Raw genomic sequence first — 18,023 nt, 5'->3', positions numbered from 1 at the left:
AGCCACATTTTCGGCGTACTGCATGCCTCAATAAAGCGTCGTCGATCGACTCTCATTTTCATCAGGCATCCATGTCATCCAGATTTCATAAGTCGGCCTGCGCGGCGCTTGCCGTCGCGGCGGCCGTTGTGCTGCCCGTGCGCGCGATGGCGCAGATGGACGACGACAACGATCCGCAGCGGGTCGAGCGTCTCGAGAACCAGGTCCGTCAGCTGACCGGACAGAACGAGGAATTGCAGCACCGCAATCGGATGCTCGAAGAGCAGCTGCGCCAGTTGCAGGGGGCTCAGGGGGCGCCGCAGGCCCAGGCCGGGCGGCCCGGCGCGGGTGGTGGCATGGCGGCCAGCCCGTCCTATCCGCCGCAGCAGCAGACCTACCAGGATTCGCCGCCGCAGCAGGGCTATCCCCAGCAGCAGCCCTACCCCCAGCAGACCTATCAGCAGTCGGCGCCGATCCAGCAGGTGCCTCAGACGCGGCAGGCCGGCCGGCGCAATGACGCGTTCGACCCGAACCAGAATCCGAGCGCGCCGGGGGCGCCGCGAGCCCTCGGCGGCGGCCAGATGACGATCGATCCCAATGCCCAGGTTGCTGCGCCGCCGGTCGGCGCGCCGGGCGGGCGTGGTCCGGGCGAGCCGCTCGATCTCGCCAACGCTGGCCCCGGCGGGGCTCCCGGGCCAGCCGCGCCGGGCGGCCTGACCACGCTGCCGCCGGGCGCGACGCCGAAGGACGAGTTCGATCTCGGCATCGGCTACATCCAGCGCAAGGATTATGGGCTGGCCGAGGAGACCATGCGCAACTTCGTGCAGAAGTACCCGAGCGACCGCCTGGTCGGCGACGCGCAGTACTGGCTGGGCGAGAGCATGTTCCAGCGTCAGCGCTATCGTGATGCGGCGGAGACGTTCCTCAACGTCACCTCCAAGTACGACACCTCGGCCAAGGCGCCGGATGCCCTGCTGCGGCTCGGCCAGTCGCTGGCGGCGCTGAAGGAGCGCGAGGCGGCCTGCGCGGCGCTCAGTGAGGTCGCGCGCAAATATCCCCGGGCGTCGACCGGGGTGAAGCAGGCCGTCGAGCGCGAACAGAAGCGGGCCAAGTGCTAGGCCATGGCCGCGGCGCGGGATCCGCTGAAACGCGAGCGCGCCGCGCGGCATGATCCTGACGCGGCGCCGATCTCCGCCACCGAGGCGCGCGCGTTGTTCGCTGACCTGAAGGACGCGCCGGCGCTGGTGCTGGCCGTCTCCGGCGGCCCCGATTCCATGGCATTGATGGCGCTGGCGGCGCGCTGGCGGCGGGCGTTACGGCGCGGGCCGCGGCTGATCGCAGTTACCGTCGATCATGGCCTGCGCCGCGAGGCGGCGGCCGAGGCGCGCGCCGTCAAGGCGCTGGCGGCGACGCTCTCCGTCGAGCATCACACGCTGCGCTGGCGTGGGCCGAAGCCGCGAGCCGGCATCCCTGCCGCGGCGCGAACCGCACGTTATCGCCTGCTGGCCGATCTCGCGCGCGCCCATGGCACCGTGCACCTCCTCACCGCGCACACCCGGGACGACCAGGCCGAGACGGTGCTGATGCGGCTGTCGCGCGGCAGCGGTCTTGCCGGCCTCGCGGCGATGGCGCGGACCTCCGCGCGGGATGGCCTGATGCTGGTGCGGCCGCTGCTGGACATGCCGAAGGCGCGCCTCGTGGCGACACTGAAACGAGCACGCATCGCCTACGCAACCGATCCGAGCAATCAGGACCGTACCTTTACCAGGCCGCGCCTGCGGGCCTTGATGCCCGTGCTCGCCGAGGAGGGCTGCGATGCGCGCAACCTGGCCCGGCTTGCCGGGCGGCTCGCACGCGCCAACGCGGCGATCGAGGCGGTCGCCGACGCCGCGGAGCGCGCGCTGGTGCGAATCGATCGCGCCGGGCGCCACTCGGCGATTGATGCCGTGGGTTTTTTCGCGGCTCCCGAGGAAATCCGCCTGCGCCTGCTGGCCCGGGCGATCGACCGGGCAGGCGACGAGGGGCCGGCCGAGCTCAGCAAGACCGAAACCCTGCTGCGGGCGATGGATGCGGCCTGGGCCGGGCAGGGGCGGCTGAAGCAGACCCTCGCCGGAGCCGTGGTGGAGATGGCCGGGAACCTGAGCATCGCTCCGGCGCCGCCACGAAAATCGTCCCGTGTGCGCCCATCCCCGAACAAACTTTAACCACGGCAGGGGACAGCGCGAAACTTGCCCTGATTTCACCTGGAATAGCGGTAAAATGCGCTAAATAGTCCCAACAGGTTCCCTTGGCAGTAGCCGGGTGGGCACCTAAATTGTAACCCTGTGGCGGGGCCCCGAATCCGGGACTTCCAATTCATCGCGCGAGGCGGGAAACCGACAAGTCGACAGGCATCCTGGCATTCAGAACCGCCATCTGAGCCCTGGTCACCACGTCGACGCCCCGAGCATCTCGAAGGACGCACGGCTGCGGTCCGCGCAGCCACGAAGGAATCCGAATGAACGCCAATCTGCGCAACTTCGCCCTCTGGGTCATCATCGTCTTGCTGCTGTTGGCACTGTTCACGCTGTTCCAGAATCCGGGGCAACGCGCCTCCTCGCAAGACATCTCGTTCTCGCAGCTGCTGTCCGAGGTGGATCAGAACCATGTCCGCGACGTGGTGATCCAGGGTCAGGAGATCCACGGCACCTTTACCAACGGCGGCAGCTTCCAGACCTATGCGCCGCAGGATCCGTCCCTGGTGAAGCGGCTCTATGACGCCAAGGTCTCGATTACCGCGCGTCCGCCCGGCGACAACGTGCCGTGGTTCGTGTCGCTGCTGGTGTCATGGCTGCCGTTCATCGCCCTGATCGGCGTCTGGATCTTCCTCAGCCGCCAGATGCAGGGCGGCGCCGGCAAGGCGATGGGCTTCGGCAAGTCGCGCGCCAAGATGCTGACGGAGGCCCATGGCCGCGTCACCTTCGAGGACGTCGCCGGTGTCGATGAGGCCAAGCAGGACCTCCAGGAAATCGTCGAGTTCCTGCGTGATCCCGGCAAGTTCCAGCGCCTCGGCGGCCGCATTCCGCGCGGCCTGCTGCTGGTCGGCCCTCCGGGCACCGGCAAGACGCTGATCGCCCGCGCGGTCGCCGGCGAAGCCAACGTGCCGTTCTTCACCATCTCCGGTTCGGACTTCGTGGAAATGTTCGTCGGCGTCGGCGCCTCGCGCGTCCGCGACATGTTCGAGCAGGCCAAGAAGAATGCGCCGTGCATCATCTTCATCGACGAAATCGACGCGGTCGGCCGTCATCGCGGCGCCGGCCTCGGCGGCGGTAACGACGAGCGCGAGCAGACGCTGAACCAGCTGCTGGTCGAGATGGACGGCTTCGAGGCGAACGAGGGCGTGATCCTCATCGCCGCGACCAACCGTCCGGACGTGCTCGATCCGGCGCTGCTGCGTCCCGGCCGCTTCGACCGCCAGGTCATCGTCCCGAACCCGGACGTCGTCGGCCGCGAGCAGATCCTCAAGGTGCATGTCCGCAAGGTGCCGCTGGCGCCGGATATCAACCTCAAGACCATCGCGCGCGGCACCCCCGGCTTCTCGGGCGCCGACCTGATGAACCTCGTCAACGAAGCGGCGCTGATGGCGGCCCGGCGCAACAAGCGCATGGTCACCCAGAGCGAGTTCGAGGACGCCAAGGACAAGGTGATGATGGGCGCCGAGCGCAAGTCGCTCGTCATGACCGAGGAAGAGAAGATGTTGACCGCCTATCACGAAGGCGGCCATGCCATCGTCGCGCTCAACGTCAAGGCGACCGACCCGGTGCACAAGGCCACCATCATTCCGCGCGGCCGTGCGCTCGGCATGGTGATGCAGCTGCCCGAGCGCGACAAGCTGTCGATGTCGCTGGAGCAGATGACCTCGCGTCTCGCCATCATGATGGGCGGCCGCGTCGCCGAAGAGCTGATCTTCGGCAAGGAGAAGGTCACCTCGGGCGCCGCGTCCGACATCGAGCAGGCGACCCGTCTCGCCCGCATGATGGTGACGCGCTGGGGCCTGTCCGACGAGCTCGGCACCGTGTCCTATGGCGAGAACCAGGACGAGGTGTTCCTCGGCATGTCGGTGTCGCGCACCCAGAACGTGTCGGAAGCCACCGCCCAGAAGATCGACGTCGAGATCCGCCGTCTGGTCGAGGAAGGGTACAAGGAGGCGACCCACATCCTGACCACCAAGCGCGACGACCTCGAGACCCTGGCCAAGGGCCTGCTGGAGTTCGAGACGCTGACCGGCGACGAGATCGTCGACCTGCTCGGCGGCAAGAAGCCGAACCGCGAGTCGGTGCTCGAGCCGACCGGACCGCGCACCTCCGCGGTGCCGCCGGCCGGCAAGCCGCGGCCGCGTCCGGAGCCGGATATCGGCACCGAGCCGGCGCCGCAGGCCTGATCCGGCGCTTCAACGACGACCCAATAAAAAACGCCGCGGAAACGCGGCGTTTTCTTTTTGCGGATGGCTTGAGCGTCTCAGAGACTGATCGGAAATACCGCGCGTTACATCAGGCCATCGTGAGCAGACTGCGCGCTGTCTGTTTTCTCCGTCGTGGCCGCGCAGCGCGATCCGTCTTCGACGGATCGCTAGGACTAAGGTCTGCCGGCCACCTCGATCAGGGACGCAATGCCCGCCTTATCGGGGTCGCCGGGACAAGCCCGGCGACGACAAATATGCTGTTCGGTGGTTGCTGTTCCAGTCAGACTCTCAGGTGAAGCCGGGGGGCGCCGTGAAGCCGCCGAATGCCGCCTCCGCGAGCTCGGCAAAGCGCAGTGGCGTGCGGTCCTCGAGATAGGGGCCGACGATCTGCATCCCGACCGGCAGGCCGTTCGGCGCGCGGCCCATCGGCATGGCGGTTGCCGGCAGGCCGGTCAGGGTGGCGATGCCCGGCCACACCAGGATGTCCTGGTAGGGCACGCTCTTGCCATCGACGTCCAGCACCCGCGCGCGCTGGTCCGGCGAATGGTCATGCGGGAAGGCGGGGGTCGGCGTCACCGGGCACAGCACCACGTCGACGGTCCGGAACAGCTCGCGCCAGTTCGCGGCCAGCGCACTGCGCACCCGGTCCGCCTTGATCCAGTCGCGGTGCGACAGGACCAGCCCGCGGCCCCGCATGGCGTCGAGCGTGTCGACCGATGCCGGGACATTGGCGATCGCGGCCTGGGTGGCCCGGTAAGCATCTTCCGGGATATCGGCGCCGAACACCGAGGTCAGCAGCGTCATATACGTTTGCGCCAGCAGCACGAGATTGGGCATGGCATCGCTGCGCCGGACCACCTTGGCGCCCGCCTTCTCCAGCCCCTGCGCGATGCGGTCGAGCCCGCCGCGGACGGCGTCCGAGGTGGGTAGCAGCGGATGGCTGTCGAGCACCAGCACGCGAAAATCCCTCAGCGACTCCGCGCGCGACGGCGGCAGCACGAGCTTGTAGGCCACGGCCTCGTCGTCGTCGGGGCCGGCGAGCAGGGAGGTGGCGAGCGACAGATCGGCGGCGCTGCGCGTCATCGGGCCGACCACCGCAAGGTCGATGAAGGACGACAGCGGCGGCACGCCCGGTGGGGTGTGACCGCGCCGCGGCAGCAGCATCGCGGACGGCTTGTGGGCGAAGACGCCGCAGAAGTGCGCCGGGATCCGCAGCGAGCCACCGATGTCGGAGCCGAGCGCCAGCGACACGTAGCCGGCGGCGAGCGCCGCGGACGAGCCGCCCGAGGAGCCGCCGGGCGAGCGGCCGGTGTCCCACGGGTTGTTGGTGGTGCCGTAGATGTCGTTGTAGGACTGCCAGTCGGCGAGACTGATCGGCACGTTGGTCTTGCCGATCACCACGGCGCCTGCGGCCTTCAGCCGCGACACCAGCACGGCGTCCTCCTTCGCGATCCAGCCCTTGGCTGAAGGAAAGCCCCAGGTGGTGGGCAGGCCGGCGACATTGAAGGATTCCTTGATCGCCACGGGGACGCCGAGCAGGGCACCGGTCTCGCCGCGCGCCAGCGCCGCGTCGGCCTCGCGTGCCGCCGTGCGGGCACGGTCGAAGTCGCGCACCACCACGGCATTGATCTGGCCGTCGAACCGCGCGATGCGGGCGATGCTCTGATCGAGCAGCTCCACGGCCGAGATCGTCTTGGCGCGCAGCGCGGCCACCTGGTCGCGCAGTGTGGCGTAATCCAGTCCGCTCATGGGTTTCCTCGTCGGTGTTGTTGGCTGTGATGCGGGGGGCGGCTCGCCCGCCACCGGTCCTGCCAGTCCCGTGATGGTGGCAGCGCCGGCAGCGGCGATGATCTGCCGTCGGCTGGGGGTGATCGGCACGGCTGTTCTCCCGAAATCCGCGTCTGGGGCGCGGTGACCACGACGCCGGGGCGGCATTCGCGGCGGCACCCTAGCATCGCTCCGCGTCGGCGATTTGATCGCCGTTGCGCCGGACCGGAATTGTCGCGGACAGCGTTGCGATGGTCCGATCAATGCGAAATTGCAGGGCGGCCGGGCGCGCGGGCCCGGTTGACGGATCGGCAGGCGCGCTTCATGCACAGCGAGCACAGCATTTCTTGTCATGTCGCACGCACCCCACCTGCAGCCTCATCACGCCACGCGCGCCTATTGGGCGCGTGACGCCATCATCCCCGGCATCTACGCCATCGCGCCGATGCTGCCGGGCACGCTCGCCTTCGGCCTCGCGTTCGGCGCCCAGTGCGCCCAGAAGCAGTTCTCGCTTGCCGAGGTCGAGGTGATGATGGCCATCGTCTATGGCGGCCTGTCGCAATTCGTGGCGGTGCAATCCTGGCCCGACGTGCTCACCGCGTCGACCATCGCCACGCTGGCGCTGGTCACTACCACGGTCAACATCCGCTTTGCGCTGATGAGCGCCAGTCTGCAGCCGTGGTTCGGCACGCTGCCGCCCTGGCAGGCTTATCCATCCATGCTGCTGGTCACCGATGGCGGCTGGCTCGCGGCGATGCGCTATCGCGAACATGGCGGCGCCAACGCCTGGTTCTTCGTCGGCGGCGGCATCGTGCTCTATTTCGCCTGGCTGCTGTCCTCGATCCCCGGCTACCTGCTCGCCGAGCAGCTCACGGACCCGAAGAAGTACGGCGTCGACCTGGTGATGCCGGCGTTCTACGCGGCGATGCTGGTGCCGGCCTGGAAGGGCGCCCGCCGCGCCATTCCCTGGGGCATTGCAGGGATTGTCGCGCTCTTCGTGCACTGGCTGGTGCCGGGCTACTGGTTCATCATCAGCGGTGCGGTTGCCGGCAGCGTCAGCGCAGGAGTGATGGGCGATGACTGAGCTGCGCAGCGATGTGATGATCGCGTTCGCGGTCATGATGGTTGTCACCGTGCTGTCGCGTGTCGGCGGCTATTGGCTGATGAGCTACGTCACCATCACCCCGCGGGTACGCCGCATGCTCGAGGCGCTGCCAGGCTCGATCATCGTGGCGGCGTCGCTGCCGGTCGCGGTCAATGGCGGGCCGGTGGTGATGTTCGCGATCGCGGCCGCGATGATTGTCACCATCATCCGCCGCAACGACTTCATCGCGGTGTTCACTGGCATGGCGGTGGCGGCGCTCGCCCGCGCGCTTGGCTTCCACGGTTAATTGGCTTCCACGGTTAGGGTGTCTTCGCGTTCGGTGAAGACGTGCCGCGGCGGATGGCCGTGACCGTCGCCATGCGCGATCCGCCGGGATTTCCCGTCGATGCCGTGACGCGAGGGTGATCGCCTGCGTGATGACGATCTCTGATTCGCCCGGCCCGGCACTATGTTGCAGTGCGAACCGACCATCTTGTCACCCGTCCTGAATTGTTGTTCAGTTTTAGAAGGGACAAGACACTCAATGGTTTATCGTCGCACTCATCAGGTCGTGCGCCGCCTTGCGGCGCGCCGGCACGCGATCCTCAACGCAGCGCGTGAAGCGGCTTCCGAGGGCGGGATGGCGGCCGTCCAGATCGCACCAGTGGCGACCCGCGCCAATGTCGCGGCCGGCACGGTGTATCGCTATTTCCCGTCCAAGGCCGACCTGATCTCCGAGCTGATCGCTGACGTCTCCCATGACGAGCTGACCGCCATCCGTCGCGCGGCGGATGCGGCGCCGGGGCCGTCCTCGGCGCTGGCCGCGGCGGTCACCACCATCGCCGTCCATGTGGTGTCCCATCGCAAGCTCGCCTGGGGCATCCTGGCCGAGCCGGTGGATGTCGACGTCACCGAATCGCGGCTCGCCAGCCGCCGCGCCATTGCCGCCGAGATCAAGCTGCGGATCGATGCCGCGGTGCGCGCCGGCCACCTGCCGGCCCAGGATACGGAGCTCGCCGCCACGGCGCTGCTCGGCGCTCTGCATGAGGCTTTGATCGGCCCGTTGGCGCCAAACGATCTTGATGACCCGATCCGGCTGCGCGACGTGGTGCAGACCGTGACGCTGCTGGCGTTGCGCGCGGTGGGGGTGATGGACGCCCGGGCGCGGGGGCTCGTGGTGCAGGCCGCGCTGCCCGTGCAGGCACCGGCGCCGGCCAAGACCACGGTGCTGGCCGGCTGATCCGGTCACCTCGGTCCGCGGCGGCGTCCCAGGAGAGGGAGACGTGCCCGTGACCGATGCCAAGAGCGGAGCCGGCCGCACGGCCGAATCTCCGAACCGGCGAGCGAAACGCGCGTCACGCGGCGTGGCCGCCGACAGCATCGATCCGTTGCTGCTCGATCTCCTGGAGTGGGTCGCCCGCGAACCGCATACCTACACGGAACTCATGGAAGCCTGGCGCAGCTCCTGCCCGCGGCTGACGGTGTGGGAGGATGCGGTCGATCGCGGCCTGGTGACGCGCCGGCTGACGCGCGGCGAAGGCGCGCGGATCGAGCTGACCCCGCTCGGCCGGGTGGCCCTGATGCAGAGCGGGCGCTTGAAGCCGAACGGCGCAAGCCCTGATGGGGCGGTGCGCCGTTCCGAGGACTGAGCGAGGGGCGCGTCCGGCGCGCCCGGCGGATGGCGCGTTACTTCTTCTTTCCGTCCGCGCCGAACTGGGCGAGATAGGCCCACAGGTCGTTCACTTCCTTCTCGTTCTTGATGCCGGCGAACGCCATCTTGGTGCCGGGCACCTTGAGGCGCGGATCCTTGATGTAGTCCTTGAAGGTGGCTTCATCCCAGGTGATGCCCGAGTTCTTGTTGGCCTCCGAGTACGAATAGCCGTCCGCCGTGCCTGACTTGCGGCCGTTCAAACCGTTGAGCTCCGGTCCGACCTTGTTCTTGGCGCCTTCGCCGATGGCGTGGCAGGGCGTGCACTTGCGGAACGAGGCCTCGCCGGCGGCCACATCCTGGGCTTTCGCGCCTGTGGCGGCCATGACCGCAGCAAGCAGCGACGCCGACAGAACCAGAGCTTTCATTATGACGTCTCCCGAGAATCTTGGATTGCGATGCGAAGTGTGCCATCTCCGTCGTGTCCGGCACAAGCGCGTGGCGGCGTCTGCGGCGTTGAACCATCGCGGCGTTGCGCCGGTGTTGCGGACATGCTTGATTCGGCCGGATCAAAATCATGACAAGTGGCGCGTTCCGAGCGCCCGCGCGGGGAGATGCGATGTCGATCAGAATGCCCGAACCGGATCAGGCGGTGTTGGCGCGACGGGCGAGCATCGTCGCCGACCTCCGCCGCATCGTGCCCGGCGAGGGCGTGATCGACAGTGCCGCCGAGATGCGCCCCTATGAATCCGACGGCGTCACTGCCTATCGCCAGTTGCCGATGGTGGTGGTTCTGCCCGACACCACCGAGCAGGTGTCGCAAGTGCTGCGCTATTGCCATCAGCACGGCATCAAGGTGGTGCCGCGCGGCTCCGGCACGTCGCTGTCGGGCGGGGCGCTGCCGCTCGCCGACGGCGTACTGCTTGGGCTCGGTAAGTTCAAGCGCATCCGCGAGATCGATTTCGACAACCGCGCCGTGGTGACCGAGCCGGGCGTCACCAACCTTGCGATCAGCCAGGCGGTCGCCCATGCCGGCTTCTACTATGCGCCCGATCCGTCGTCGCAGATCGCCTGCAGCATCGGCGGCAATGTCGCGGAGAATTCCGGCGGCGTGCACTGCCTGAAGTACGGCATGACCACCAACAACATCCTCGGCTGCGAGATCGTGCTGATGAGCGGCGAGGTGCTGCGGATCGGCGGCAAGACCGCCGAGACCTGTGGTTATGATCTGATGGGCATCATCACCGGCTCGGAGGGACTGCTCGGCGTCATCACCGAGATCACCGTGCGCATCCTGCGCAAGCCCGAGACGGCGCGGGCGCTGATGGTCGGCTTCCACAGCGTCGAGGCGGCGGGCGAGTGCGTCGCGCGGATCATCGCTGCCGGCATCATTCCCGGCGGCATGGAGATGATGGATAAACCCGCGATCCATGCGGCGGAGGCCTTCGTTCACGCCGGCTATCCGCTGGATGTCGAGGCGCTGCTGATCATCGAGCTCGATGGCCCGGGCGTCGAGGTCGATGAGCTGATCCTGCGGGTCGAGACGATCGCCAAGGGGTGTGGCCAGGCGACGCTGCAGATCTCGACCTCCGAGCAGGAGCGGCTGCTGTTCTGGGCCGGCCGCAAGGCGGCGTTTCCCGCGGTCGGGCGGATCTCGCCGGACTATCTCTGCATGGATGGCACCATTCCCCGCGCCAGGCTGCCGGAGGTGCTGACGCGCATCCGCCAGTTGTCGGAAAAGTATGGCCTCGGCGTCGCCAACGTGTTCCACGCCGGCGACGGCAACCTGCATCCGCTGATCCTGTACGATGCCAACAAGCCCGGCGAGATGGACAAGGCGGAGGCGTTCGGCGCCGACATTCTGCGCTGCTGCGTCGAGCTCGGCGGCGTGCTGACCGGGGAGCACGGCGTCGGCGTCGAGAAGCGCGACCTGATGCCGGACATGTTCAGCGCGGTCGACCTCGCCCAGCAGCAGCGGCTGAAATGCGCCTTCGATGCGCAGGGCCTGCTCAACCCGGGCAAGGTGTTTCCCACCCTGCACCGCTGTGCCGAGCTCGGCCGCGTCCATGTCCACGGCGGCAAGCTCGCCTTCCCTGACATCCCCCGCTTCTGAGTGCCGATCGTGGAAACGCTGAAAGCCCGGGACGCCCGGGACGTGGAACAGGCGGTGCAGGCGGCCCTGGCCACCGAGCAGCCGCTCGAGATCATCGGTCATGGCACCAAGCGTGGCATCGGCCGGCCAATGGTGACCAATGCCGTGCTCGACCTGTCCGCGCTCAGCGCCGTGGTCGGCTATGAGCCGAGCGAGCTGATCTTGACGGTCCAGGCCGGCGCGCCGCTCGCCGACGTGCAGTCGCTGATCGATGCCAAGGGGCAGGAGTTCGCGTTCGAGCCGATGGATACCGCGACGCTGCTCGGCACCACTCCCGGCGCGGGCACCATCGGCGGCATGGTGGCGGCGGGGCTCGCCGGGCCACGGCGCATCAGGGCCGGCGGCGCGCGCGACCACCTGCTCGGCGCCGCCGCGGTGTCGGGGTTTGGTGAGGCCTTCAAGGCCGGCGGCAAGGTGGTGAAGAACGTCACCGGCTATGATCTCTGCAAGCTGATCGCCGGCTCCTGGGGCACGCTCGCCGTGGTTACCGAGGTCACCTTCAAGGTGATGCCGAAGGCCGAGAGCGAGACCACGCTGATGCTGCGCGGGCTCGACGAGACCACCGCCAACCGTGCCATGACCGCGGCGCTGGGATCGCCCTACGACGTCTCCGCTGCCGCCCATTTGCCGGCGGCGGCGCTGCAGGACAGCGGCGCGGCGCTGGGGGCGCTCGCTGCCGGTGCACAGGGGCTGACGCTGCTGCGGCTCGAGGGCATTGCGGCGTCGGTGGCCCATCGCACCGGTTCCCTCAGCGACGCGCTCGGCGCCTTTGGCAAGGTCGATACCGTGTCGGAGGAGGCATCCCGGCCGCTGTGGGCGGCGATCCGTGACGTGGCACCGTTCGCCGCCGCCGGTGCCCGCGGTGCCTGGCCGGTGTGGCGCATCGTGTGTCCGCCGGCCGCCGGCGGGACGCTCGGCCGCGCGCTTGCCGAAGAGACCGGCGGCGAGGTGCTCTATGACTGGGGCGGAGGCCTGATCTGGCTGGCGGTGCCACCGGCGCCGGACGCCTTTGCCGCGCGCGTGCGGGCCCGCACCGATGGCACTGGGGGGCACGCCACGCTGATTCGCGCCGGCGAGGCCGTGCGCGGCGCGATCGACGTCTTCCCTCCGCAGGAAGCCGGACTCGCTGCGCTCGGCCGGCGCGTCAAACAGAGCTTCGATCCGAAGCTCATCTTCAACCGCCACCGGATGGTCAGGGACGCCGGCTGATGAGAACCGAATTTTCGCTGGCGCAGCTCGCCGATCCCGACATTGCGGAGGCCGACAAGATCCTGCGGGCCTGCGTGCATTGCGGCTTCTGCACCGCGACGTGCCCGACCTATGTGCTGCTGGGCGACGAGCTCGATAGCCCGCGTGGCCGCATCTACCTGATCAAGGAGATGCTCGAGCAGGACAAGGCGCCGACGCAGGAGGTCGCCAAGCACATCGACCGCTGCCTGTCGTGCCTCGCCTGCATGACCACCTGTCCATCCGGGGTCCACTACATGCATCTCGTCGACCAGGCGCGGGTGCGGGTCGAGGAGCAGTATGCGCGGCCGTGGACCGAGCGGCTGTTGCGCGGCGTGCTGGCCTACGTGCTGCCGCGGCCGTCGTTGTTCCGGTTGAGCATGACGCTGGTGCGGCTCGGCCGGCCGTTCGCCGTGCTGCTCGGGCCTGCCGAGCCGGATCCCGCGCGACCGACTTTCCTTAACCGGATCAAAGCGATGCTGGCGCTGGCGCCGGCCTCCCTGCCGCCGCGCGGCGCGGCGGGCGGCACGGTGTTTCCGGCGCTCGGGACGAAGCGTGGACGTGTCGCACTGCTGCAGGGCTGCGCCCAGCAGGTGCTGTCACCGGGCATCAATGCCGCGGCGATCCGCATGCTGACCCGTCAAGGCATCGAGGTGGTGCTGGTGGCGGACGAGCAGTGCTGCGGCTCGCTGACACATCACATGGGGCGGGATCACGACGCCTTGCAGCGCGCGCGGCACAACGTCGACGTCTGGGATGCCGAGCGAGCGCGGTCCGGTCTCGACGCCATTCTTGTTACCACTTCGGGGTGCGGAACGACCATCAAGGACTACGGCTACATGCTGCGGGAGGACAAAGTCTACGCCGCCAAGGCCACGCGGGTCGCCGCGCTCGCGAAGGATGTCACCGAGTATATCGCAGGTCTCGACGTCGCCTGGCCGCGTGAGCGCAACGACCTTGTCGTCGCTTATCACTCCGCATGTTCGCTGCAGCACGGACAGAAAATCACGCAGCTTCCAAAAGAATTGCTTTCCAAGAGCGGATTCGTGGTGAAAGATATAGCTGAGAGCCATCTGTGTTGCGGCTCGGCGGGGACGTACAACATACTGCAGCCCGGCATTGCGAACCGACTGCGCGATCGCAAGGTCGCCAACATCGCAGCCGTGAAGCCTGATGTGATCGCCGCCGGCAATATCGGATGCATGGTGCAGATTGCCGGGGGTACATCGACGCCGGTCGTCCACACCATCGAGCTGCTCGATTGGGCGACGGGCGGTCCTCGTCCCCAGCTGAACTGACGGTGTGACGAATTGACTGCGTGAAGAACTGACTGTGTGAAGAACTGACGCGTGGAAAACTGGCGGTCGCGAGACCGGGGCTGGGCAGGTAAGTGGCGCAGCCGTGAACGAGCTGACGAGAGACCTGCGGGCGAATGACGGCAGGCAGACGCAGACCGATCGAGATCAGGCAGCCGGGCCATCGGCCGGGCGCGGCGCTGCGGTGCCGCATCGCGCACCGGCGACATTCCGGACATTCAGCCGATGTCCGATCAGATCGCCGGCATTCAAATCTCCCGAATCGTCGCTACTGGATTTCCGACTCTTTAAAACCTCTGACTTTTGAATTTCTGACTTTTGAATTTCTCACGTTTGGGGTTCTGACTTCGATCGCGGCAACAGGAGGACCATGATGGCGAAGGCGAAGAAGAAAAAGGCGAAGGCAAAGAAAGCAAAGAAGCTTGTGAAGAAGGCTGCCAAGAAGGCAGCGAAGAAGTCCGCCAAGAAGGCGGCGAAGAAGGCCAAGAAGGCGCCGGCCAAGAAGGCCGCAAAGAAGAGCGCCAAGAAGGCAACCAAGAAAGCAGCCAAGAAAACGGCGGCGAAAACCGCAAAGAAGGCGGCCCGGAAGGCGCCCGCCAAGCGCAAGGCTGCTCCCAAGGCAGCGCCTGCGCCGGTCGAGCATGCCGAGCCGGAAGCCGCGTTGACCCCGGTGCAGTCCGGTGGTTGGGGCGCCCCGCCGTCCGAGCATACCGCCGACGGAGGCGAGCACAGCTGACATATCCGCTCCGCCGCGCTGGGGGCGCCGCCGAACGGATACGAAGACAGCGTCGGACCTTTTCAGGTCTCAAGGCGAAGGCCGCGGTGGATGCACCGCGGCCTTTGCTGTTGATAGATCTGCGGCGACTCTTGTCTCGCCGGGAGACCTGTAGTTGCAGTCAAAGTGATTCGCTCCATTCCGACGATGTGCTGGAGAACAGCTGCGGACAGGCCAGGTCACTGCCCCTGCCAGAGGGATGTAGTCCTAGGAACTGTGTTGGAGATGCAACACTTGCCGACAACTTACCGTTGCGCGGCCAGATAGCCTAAAAAGTCGGCAGATGCTTGCCTTTTTTGCTTCGCGATTTGGCCTAGTTTCCCCGATTGTGACTGAGGAAAAAGTTTCCGTCAGCCGCCATGTCCCTAGCCCTTTCGGGCGCTCGGTAATGAGGCTGAAGTTTCAACGGTGATGGGGATCGTCATGAAGAAGTTGGGTTTGTCGGTCGCGGCGCTGCTCGCGTTGGGCATCGGAGCGGCCTCGGCTGCTGATCTGCCGGCCAAGGTGTACACCAAGGCTCCGCCCGCGGCGCCTGAGGTGTCGTCCTGGGATATCGCGTTCGGCTCGGCGATCATGAACGACTACGTGTTCCGCGGTGTCACCCAGTCGAACCACAAGCCGTCGGTGACGGCCTATTTCGAGCCGCGCTATAACATCAACCCCAACCTGCAGCTCTACGTCGGCACCTCGTTCGAGAGCATCTCGTTCGCCAACCGTGCCGCCGCCGAAGTCGATATCTACGGCGGTATCCGCCCGACCTTCGGCGCCTTCGCCTTCGACTTCGGTGTCTGGGGCTACCTGTATCCGGGTGGCAGCTGCATCGGCGCAGTGGTCTGCCCCGTCGGAGCCGCAGTGCTGCCGAACGGCAACGTGATGAAGAAGGACGTCAGCTTCTACGAGGGCTACGCCAAGGTCACCTGGACCATCAACGACAACTTCTCGCTCGGCGGCAACGTGTTCTACACCCCGTCGTTCCTGAACTCGGGCGCCGACGGCACCTACGCCTCGATCACCGGCAAGGCGATCGCGCCGACCACGTGGTTCGGTTCGAGCGGCATCGGCGCTTATGTGTCGGGTGAGTTCGGCCGCCAGTGGCTGGGCACCACCGACTCGTTCTACTCGCTCACCCCGCCGTTCGGCCCGGGAATCAAGTACGCCGACTACAACACCTGGAACATCGGCATCGGCTTCACCTACAAGGTGTTCACGCTCGATCTGCGGTACTCGGACAGCGACCTCAACAAGGGGAACTGCAACGCCTTCACCAGCGCGTTCAACGCCAGCGGCGCGACCAGCGTGACCGCGATCAACCCGGGTGGTGCGGGCACCAACTGGTGCGGCTCGACCTTCATCGCGAAGCTGTCGGCTGACCTGACGGCGATGACCAACCTGAAGTAAGCGGTTCGGGACTCCAACAGGACCCGAAGGGGGGCGGCAGAGCGATCTGCCGCCCCTTTTGTTTTGCTGGCGTCGCCGGCATATCGCCGAAGCAGTCGTGAAGCCGGAAGGATATCCAGGGCCGTTCCGCGCGTGGACCGGATCCTCAAAACGGCTCCCGGGAGGGACCGCGGCTGCGGTCCGATCCCGGGTTGGTGTTGCCGCCATGGCTTCAGGCGCCGGCGGTCTCCTCTGTTCGGCCCTGTAGCGTGAAGTGGTCGGCCTGCTTCGTCAGGCTGACCTTGCGGCCGTGGAAGGCATCGAGCGTGGCGCGATGGCCGATGGAGATGACGGTGGTCTCCGGCAGCCTGTCCTGCAGCAGACGATAGAGCGCCGCCTCCGACGGCTCATCCAGCGACGCGGTGGCCTCGTCGAGGAACAGGAAGTCGGGCTTCTCCAGCAGCGCCCGCGCGATGCCGAGCCGCTGTTGTTCGCCGAGCGACAGCATCCGGTTCCAGTGAGCCTCCTCGTCAAGCCGCGCGGCGAGGGTCGGCAGCCCGACCTCGGCCAACACTTCCTGCAGCCGCGCCGGCGAAAACGCGTCCCGCGGCGACGGATAGGCCAGCGCGGTTCGCAGCGAATCGACCGGAAAATAGGGACGCTGCGGCAGCATCATCAGCCGGGCGCCGGCCGGCACCGCGATGGTGCCGTTGCCGAACGGCCAGATGCCGGCGATGGCGCGGAACAGGGTCGACTTGCCCGCGCCGGACGGGCCGCTCACCAGCACGCGCTCGCCGGGGCGGATGCGGAAGGCGCTGGCGGCGACCAGCGGCTGCTCGTTGGGCAGCCGCACCAGCAGTTCGTCGAGGCCGATCGCATCGGTGTCGCCGGTGACGACGGCAATGCGCGCGTCGGTGAAAGCCGTGCGCTTGGCGGCGTCCACGGCGCGGATGAAGCCGTCGAGACGGTTGATCACCGCCTGCCATTCCGCCAGCGAGCGGTAGGTGGTGACGAAGAAGGACAGTGCGCCCTGCACGCTGCCGAAGGCCGAGGCCGCCTGCATCATGCCGCCAAGCTGGGTCCTGCCGGCGAAGTAGGCCGGCGCCACCAGCACGTAGGGAACGATCACGCTCGCCTGCGAGTAGCTCGCGGTGAGCGCCGTGATCTTCTTGGTGCGGCTCATGATGGCGAGCCAGTTGTCGACCACGCTGCCGAAGCGCGTCAGCAGCCGCTGCCGCTCGGCGGGCTCGCCCTTCAGCAGCGCGATCTGCTCGGCGTTCTCGCGCACCCGCACGAGATTGAAGCGGAAGTCGGCTTCATATTGCTGCTGACGGAAGTCGAGGCTGACCAGCGGCCAACCGACGAGATGGGTCAGCCAGGTGCCGATGACGGAGTAGACCAGCGCGAACCACACGAGGTAGCCGGGGATCGGCAGCTCGCTGCCGAACAGGTGCAGTGGCGCGGCTTCCGACAGGCCCCACAGGATCACCACGAAGGAGACCAGCGTGACCACGGAATTGAGCAGCCCGAGGCCGATCGCCAGCGTGCGGTCGACGAACAGCTTGACGTCGTCGGTGATGCGCTGGTCGGGGTTGTCGGCGGCATCGCCCTGCAGCTGCATGCGGTAGTGCGTGGAATCGGCCAGCCAGTCAGCGAGATAGTTCTCGGTCATCCATTTGCGCCAACGGATCTGCAGCCACTGGTTGAGATAGAGCTGGTACACCGCAATGGCGATGAACACCGTGACGACCACGCTGAAGTAGATGAGCTCGCTGACGAAGCTGTCCCAGTTGCGCTCCTGCAGCGCGTTGTAGAAGCGGTTGCGCCACTGGTTCAGCAGCACGTCGATGACCACGGTGCCGAGCTCGATCAGCACCACGGCGATGAGCAGCCCGCGGCCGGCCCATTTGTCCTCGGAGCGGAAGTAGGGACTGGAAATGCGCCAGATGGCCGCGAGCGTCGAGCGGATGCTGTTCACAGACAGGAATCTCCTCGGAGGAGGGCGTTAACACCCTGATATGGCGACGGAATCGCCGCGCCTAAGACTAAAGTCGCATATGACGTGGTATACAACAGCTTGTCCAAACCTTCATTCCGACCCTAGTGTGCTGAACACGAAGTTCCTGCGATTGCACGGCTGGCTCATCCGGGAACGTCGCGTTCATAAGGCACACTAGAAAAGTAAAGTTGCTAGTGTCCTGATCGGCTCGCAAGTTCGTACGAAGGTTGCTGTAAATGCAGCGAATTTGCGAACCGG

The 18,023-nt window shown here is 67.0% G+C and carries 15 protein-coding genes; 12 read left to right on the top strand and 3 right to left on the bottom strand.

Annotated features, from left to right (window positions below; genetic code table 11):
* Window positions 1-71 precede the first annotated feature (71 nt).
* From ybgF to ftsH, 3 genes are all read left to right on the top strand, one after another.
* Window positions 72-1,097 (top strand): tol-pal system protein YbgF, encoded by a 1,026-nt coding sequence (gene ybgF, locus AB4Z37_RS07070; RefSeq protein WP_441515990.1) that lies wholly within the window; start codon window positions 72-74, stop codon window positions 1,095-1,097.
* A 3-nt stretch (window positions 1,098-1,100) separates the two neighbouring features.
* Window positions 1,101-2,183: a tRNA lysidine(34) synthetase TilS gene (tilS, locus tag AB4Z37_RS07065; RefSeq protein WP_441515989.1), complete on the top strand. Its 1,083-nt coding sequence runs from the start codon at window positions 1,101-1,103 to the stop codon at window positions 2,181-2,183.
* Window positions 2,184-2,476: 293 nt separating this feature from the next.
* A complete protein-coding gene (gene ftsH / locus AB4Z37_RS07060; protein WP_441515988.1) occupies window positions 2,477-4,399 on the top strand; it encodes an ATP-dependent zinc metalloprotease FtsH in 1,923 nt (640 codons plus the stop codon).
* A 309-nt stretch (window positions 4,400-4,708) separates the two neighbouring features.
* Here the strand turns inward: ftsH and AB4Z37_RS07055 are convergent, their stop codons facing one another.
* Window positions 4,709-6,169, bottom strand: coding sequence for an amidase (locus AB4Z37_RS07055; RefSeq protein WP_441515987.1), 1,461 nt, complete (start codon window positions 6,167-6,169; stop codon window positions 4,709-4,711).
* 370 nt (window positions 6,170-6,539) lie between these two features.
* Here AB4Z37_RS07055 and AB4Z37_RS07050 point away from each other — a divergent pair, with 370 nt between their 5' ends.
* The 4 genes from AB4Z37_RS07050 to AB4Z37_RS07035 all read left to right on the top strand — a co-directional run bounded on the left by AB4Z37_RS07050 (window position 6,540) and on the right by AB4Z37_RS07035 (window position 8,920).
* Window positions 6,540-7,271, top strand: coding sequence for an AzlC family ABC transporter permease (locus AB4Z37_RS07050; RefSeq protein WP_441515986.1), 732 nt, complete (start codon window positions 6,540-6,542; stop codon window positions 7,269-7,271).
* The gene (locus tag AB4Z37_RS07045) at window positions 7,264-7,578 is read left to right on the top strand and encodes an AzlD family protein (protein ID WP_441515985.1); all 315 of its coding nucleotides are present in this window, start codon (window positions 7,264-7,266) and stop codon (window positions 7,576-7,578) included. Before AB4Z37_RS07050 ends, AB4Z37_RS07045 begins: the two co-directional genes overlap by 8 nt.
* 237 nt (window positions 7,579-7,815) lie before the next feature.
* Entirely contained in the window at window positions 7,816-8,511 is a 696-nt protein-coding gene (locus tag AB4Z37_RS07040) for a TetR/AcrR family transcriptional regulator (protein WP_441515984.1), read from the top strand.
* 49 nt (window positions 8,512-8,560) lie between these two features.
* Complete coding sequence (locus tag AB4Z37_RS07035) at window positions 8,561-8,920, top strand: hypothetical protein (RefSeq protein WP_393011831.1); 360 nt, start codon at window positions 8,561-8,563, stop codon at window positions 8,918-8,920.
* Between the two features lie 37 nt (window positions 8,921-8,957).
* On the opposite strand, the gene AB4Z37_RS07030 is transcribed toward AB4Z37_RS07035, so the two are convergent.
* Window positions 8,958-9,347 (bottom strand): c-type cytochrome, encoded by a 390-nt coding sequence (locus AB4Z37_RS07030; RefSeq protein ID WP_441515983.1) that lies wholly within the window; start codon window positions 9,345-9,347, stop codon window positions 8,958-8,960.
* Between the two features lie 191 nt (window positions 9,348-9,538).
* On the opposite strand from AB4Z37_RS07030, the gene AB4Z37_RS07025 reads away from it, so the two are divergent.
* The 5 genes from AB4Z37_RS07025 to AB4Z37_RS07005 all read left to right on the top strand — a co-directional run bounded on the left by AB4Z37_RS07025 (window position 9,539) and on the right by AB4Z37_RS07005 (window position 15,787).
* Entirely contained in the window at window positions 9,539-11,032 is a 1,494-nt protein-coding gene (locus tag AB4Z37_RS07025) for an FAD-linked oxidase C-terminal domain-containing protein (RefSeq protein ID WP_441515982.1), read from the top strand.
* Window positions 11,033-11,041: 9 nt separating this feature from the next.
* On the top strand, window positions 11,042-12,280 hold the full coding sequence (locus tag AB4Z37_RS07020) for an FAD-binding protein (protein WP_441515981.1): 1,239 nt from the start codon (window positions 11,042-11,044) through the stop codon (window positions 12,278-12,280).
* On the top strand, window positions 12,280-13,596 hold the full coding sequence (gene glcF / locus AB4Z37_RS07015) for a glycolate oxidase subunit GlcF (RefSeq protein WP_441515980.1): 1,317 nt from the start codon (window positions 12,280-12,282) through the stop codon (window positions 13,594-13,596). Before AB4Z37_RS07020 ends, glcF begins: the two co-directional genes overlap by 1 nt.
* 391 nt (window positions 13,597-13,987) lie before the next feature.
* Window positions 13,988-14,350: a hypothetical protein gene (locus AB4Z37_RS07010; RefSeq protein WP_441515979.1), complete on the top strand. Its 363-nt coding sequence runs from the start codon at window positions 13,988-13,990 to the stop codon at window positions 14,348-14,350.
* A 462-nt stretch (window positions 14,351-14,812) separates the two neighbouring features.
* Entirely contained in the window at window positions 14,813-15,787 is a 975-nt protein-coding gene (locus AB4Z37_RS07005) for a TorF family putative porin (protein ID WP_441515978.1), read from the top strand.
* Between the two features lie 211 nt (window positions 15,788-15,998).
* Here AB4Z37_RS07005 and AB4Z37_RS07000 read toward each other — a convergent pair whose 3' ends face one another.
* Window positions 15,999-17,744, bottom strand: a complete 1,746-nt coding sequence (locus AB4Z37_RS07000) for an ABC transporter ATP-binding protein/permease (RefSeq protein WP_441515977.1) — start codon at window positions 17,742-17,744, stop codon at window positions 15,999-16,001.
* Between the last annotated feature and the right edge of the window lie 279 nt (window positions 17,745-18,023).

It is taken from the genome of Bradyrhizobium sp. 2TAF24, assembly GCF_052115025.1.
Lineage (GTDB): Bacteria > Pseudomonadota > Alphaproteobacteria > Rhizobiales > Xanthobacteraceae > Bradyrhizobium_A.
Note: the sequence above shows the minus strand (reverse complement) of the source record. Positions and strands in the feature narration are given on the sequence as shown.

Coding starts and splice junctions, on each gene's coding strand:
- glcF (WP_441515980.1), top strand. CDS start 12,280: ATGAGAACCGAATTTTCGCTGGCGCAGCTCGCCGATCCCGACATTGCG.
- AB4Z37_RS07040 (WP_441515984.1), top strand. CDS start 7,816: ATGGTTTATCGTCGCACTCATCAGGTCGTGCGCCGCCTTGCGGCGCGC.
- AB4Z37_RS07025 (WP_441515982.1), top strand. CDS start 9,539: ATGTCGATCAGAATGCCCGAACCGGATCAGGCGGTGTTGGCGCGACGG.
- ybgF (WP_441515990.1), top strand. CDS start 72: ATGTCATCCAGATTTCATAAGTCGGCCTGCGCGGCGCTTGCCGTCGCG.
- tilS (WP_441515989.1), top strand. CDS start 1,101: ATGGCCGCGGCGCGGGATCCGCTGAAACGCGAGCGCGCCGCGCGGCAT.
- AB4Z37_RS07005 (WP_441515978.1), top strand. CDS start 14,813: ATGAAGAAGTTGGGTTTGTCGGTCGCGGCGCTGCTCGCGTTGGGCATC.
- AB4Z37_RS07045 (WP_441515985.1), top strand. CDS start 7,264: ATGACTGAGCTGCGCAGCGATGTGATGATCGCGTTCGCGGTCATGATG.
- AB4Z37_RS07010 (WP_441515979.1), top strand. CDS start 13,988: ATGGCGAAGGCGAAGAAGAAAAAGGCGAAGGCAAAGAAAGCAAAGAAG.
- AB4Z37_RS07055 (WP_441515987.1), bottom strand. CDS start 6,169: ATGAGCGGACTGGATTACGCCACACTGCGCGACCAGGTGGCCGCGCTG.
- ftsH (WP_441515988.1), top strand. CDS start 2,477: ATGAACGCCAATCTGCGCAACTTCGCCCTCTGGGTCATCATCGTCTTG.
- AB4Z37_RS07030 (WP_441515983.1), bottom strand. CDS start 9,347: ATGAAAGCTCTGGTTCTGTCGGCGTCGCTGCTTGCTGCGGTCATGGCC.
- AB4Z37_RS07050 (WP_441515986.1), top strand. CDS start 6,540: ATGTCGCACGCACCCCACCTGCAGCCTCATCACGCCACGCGCGCCTAT.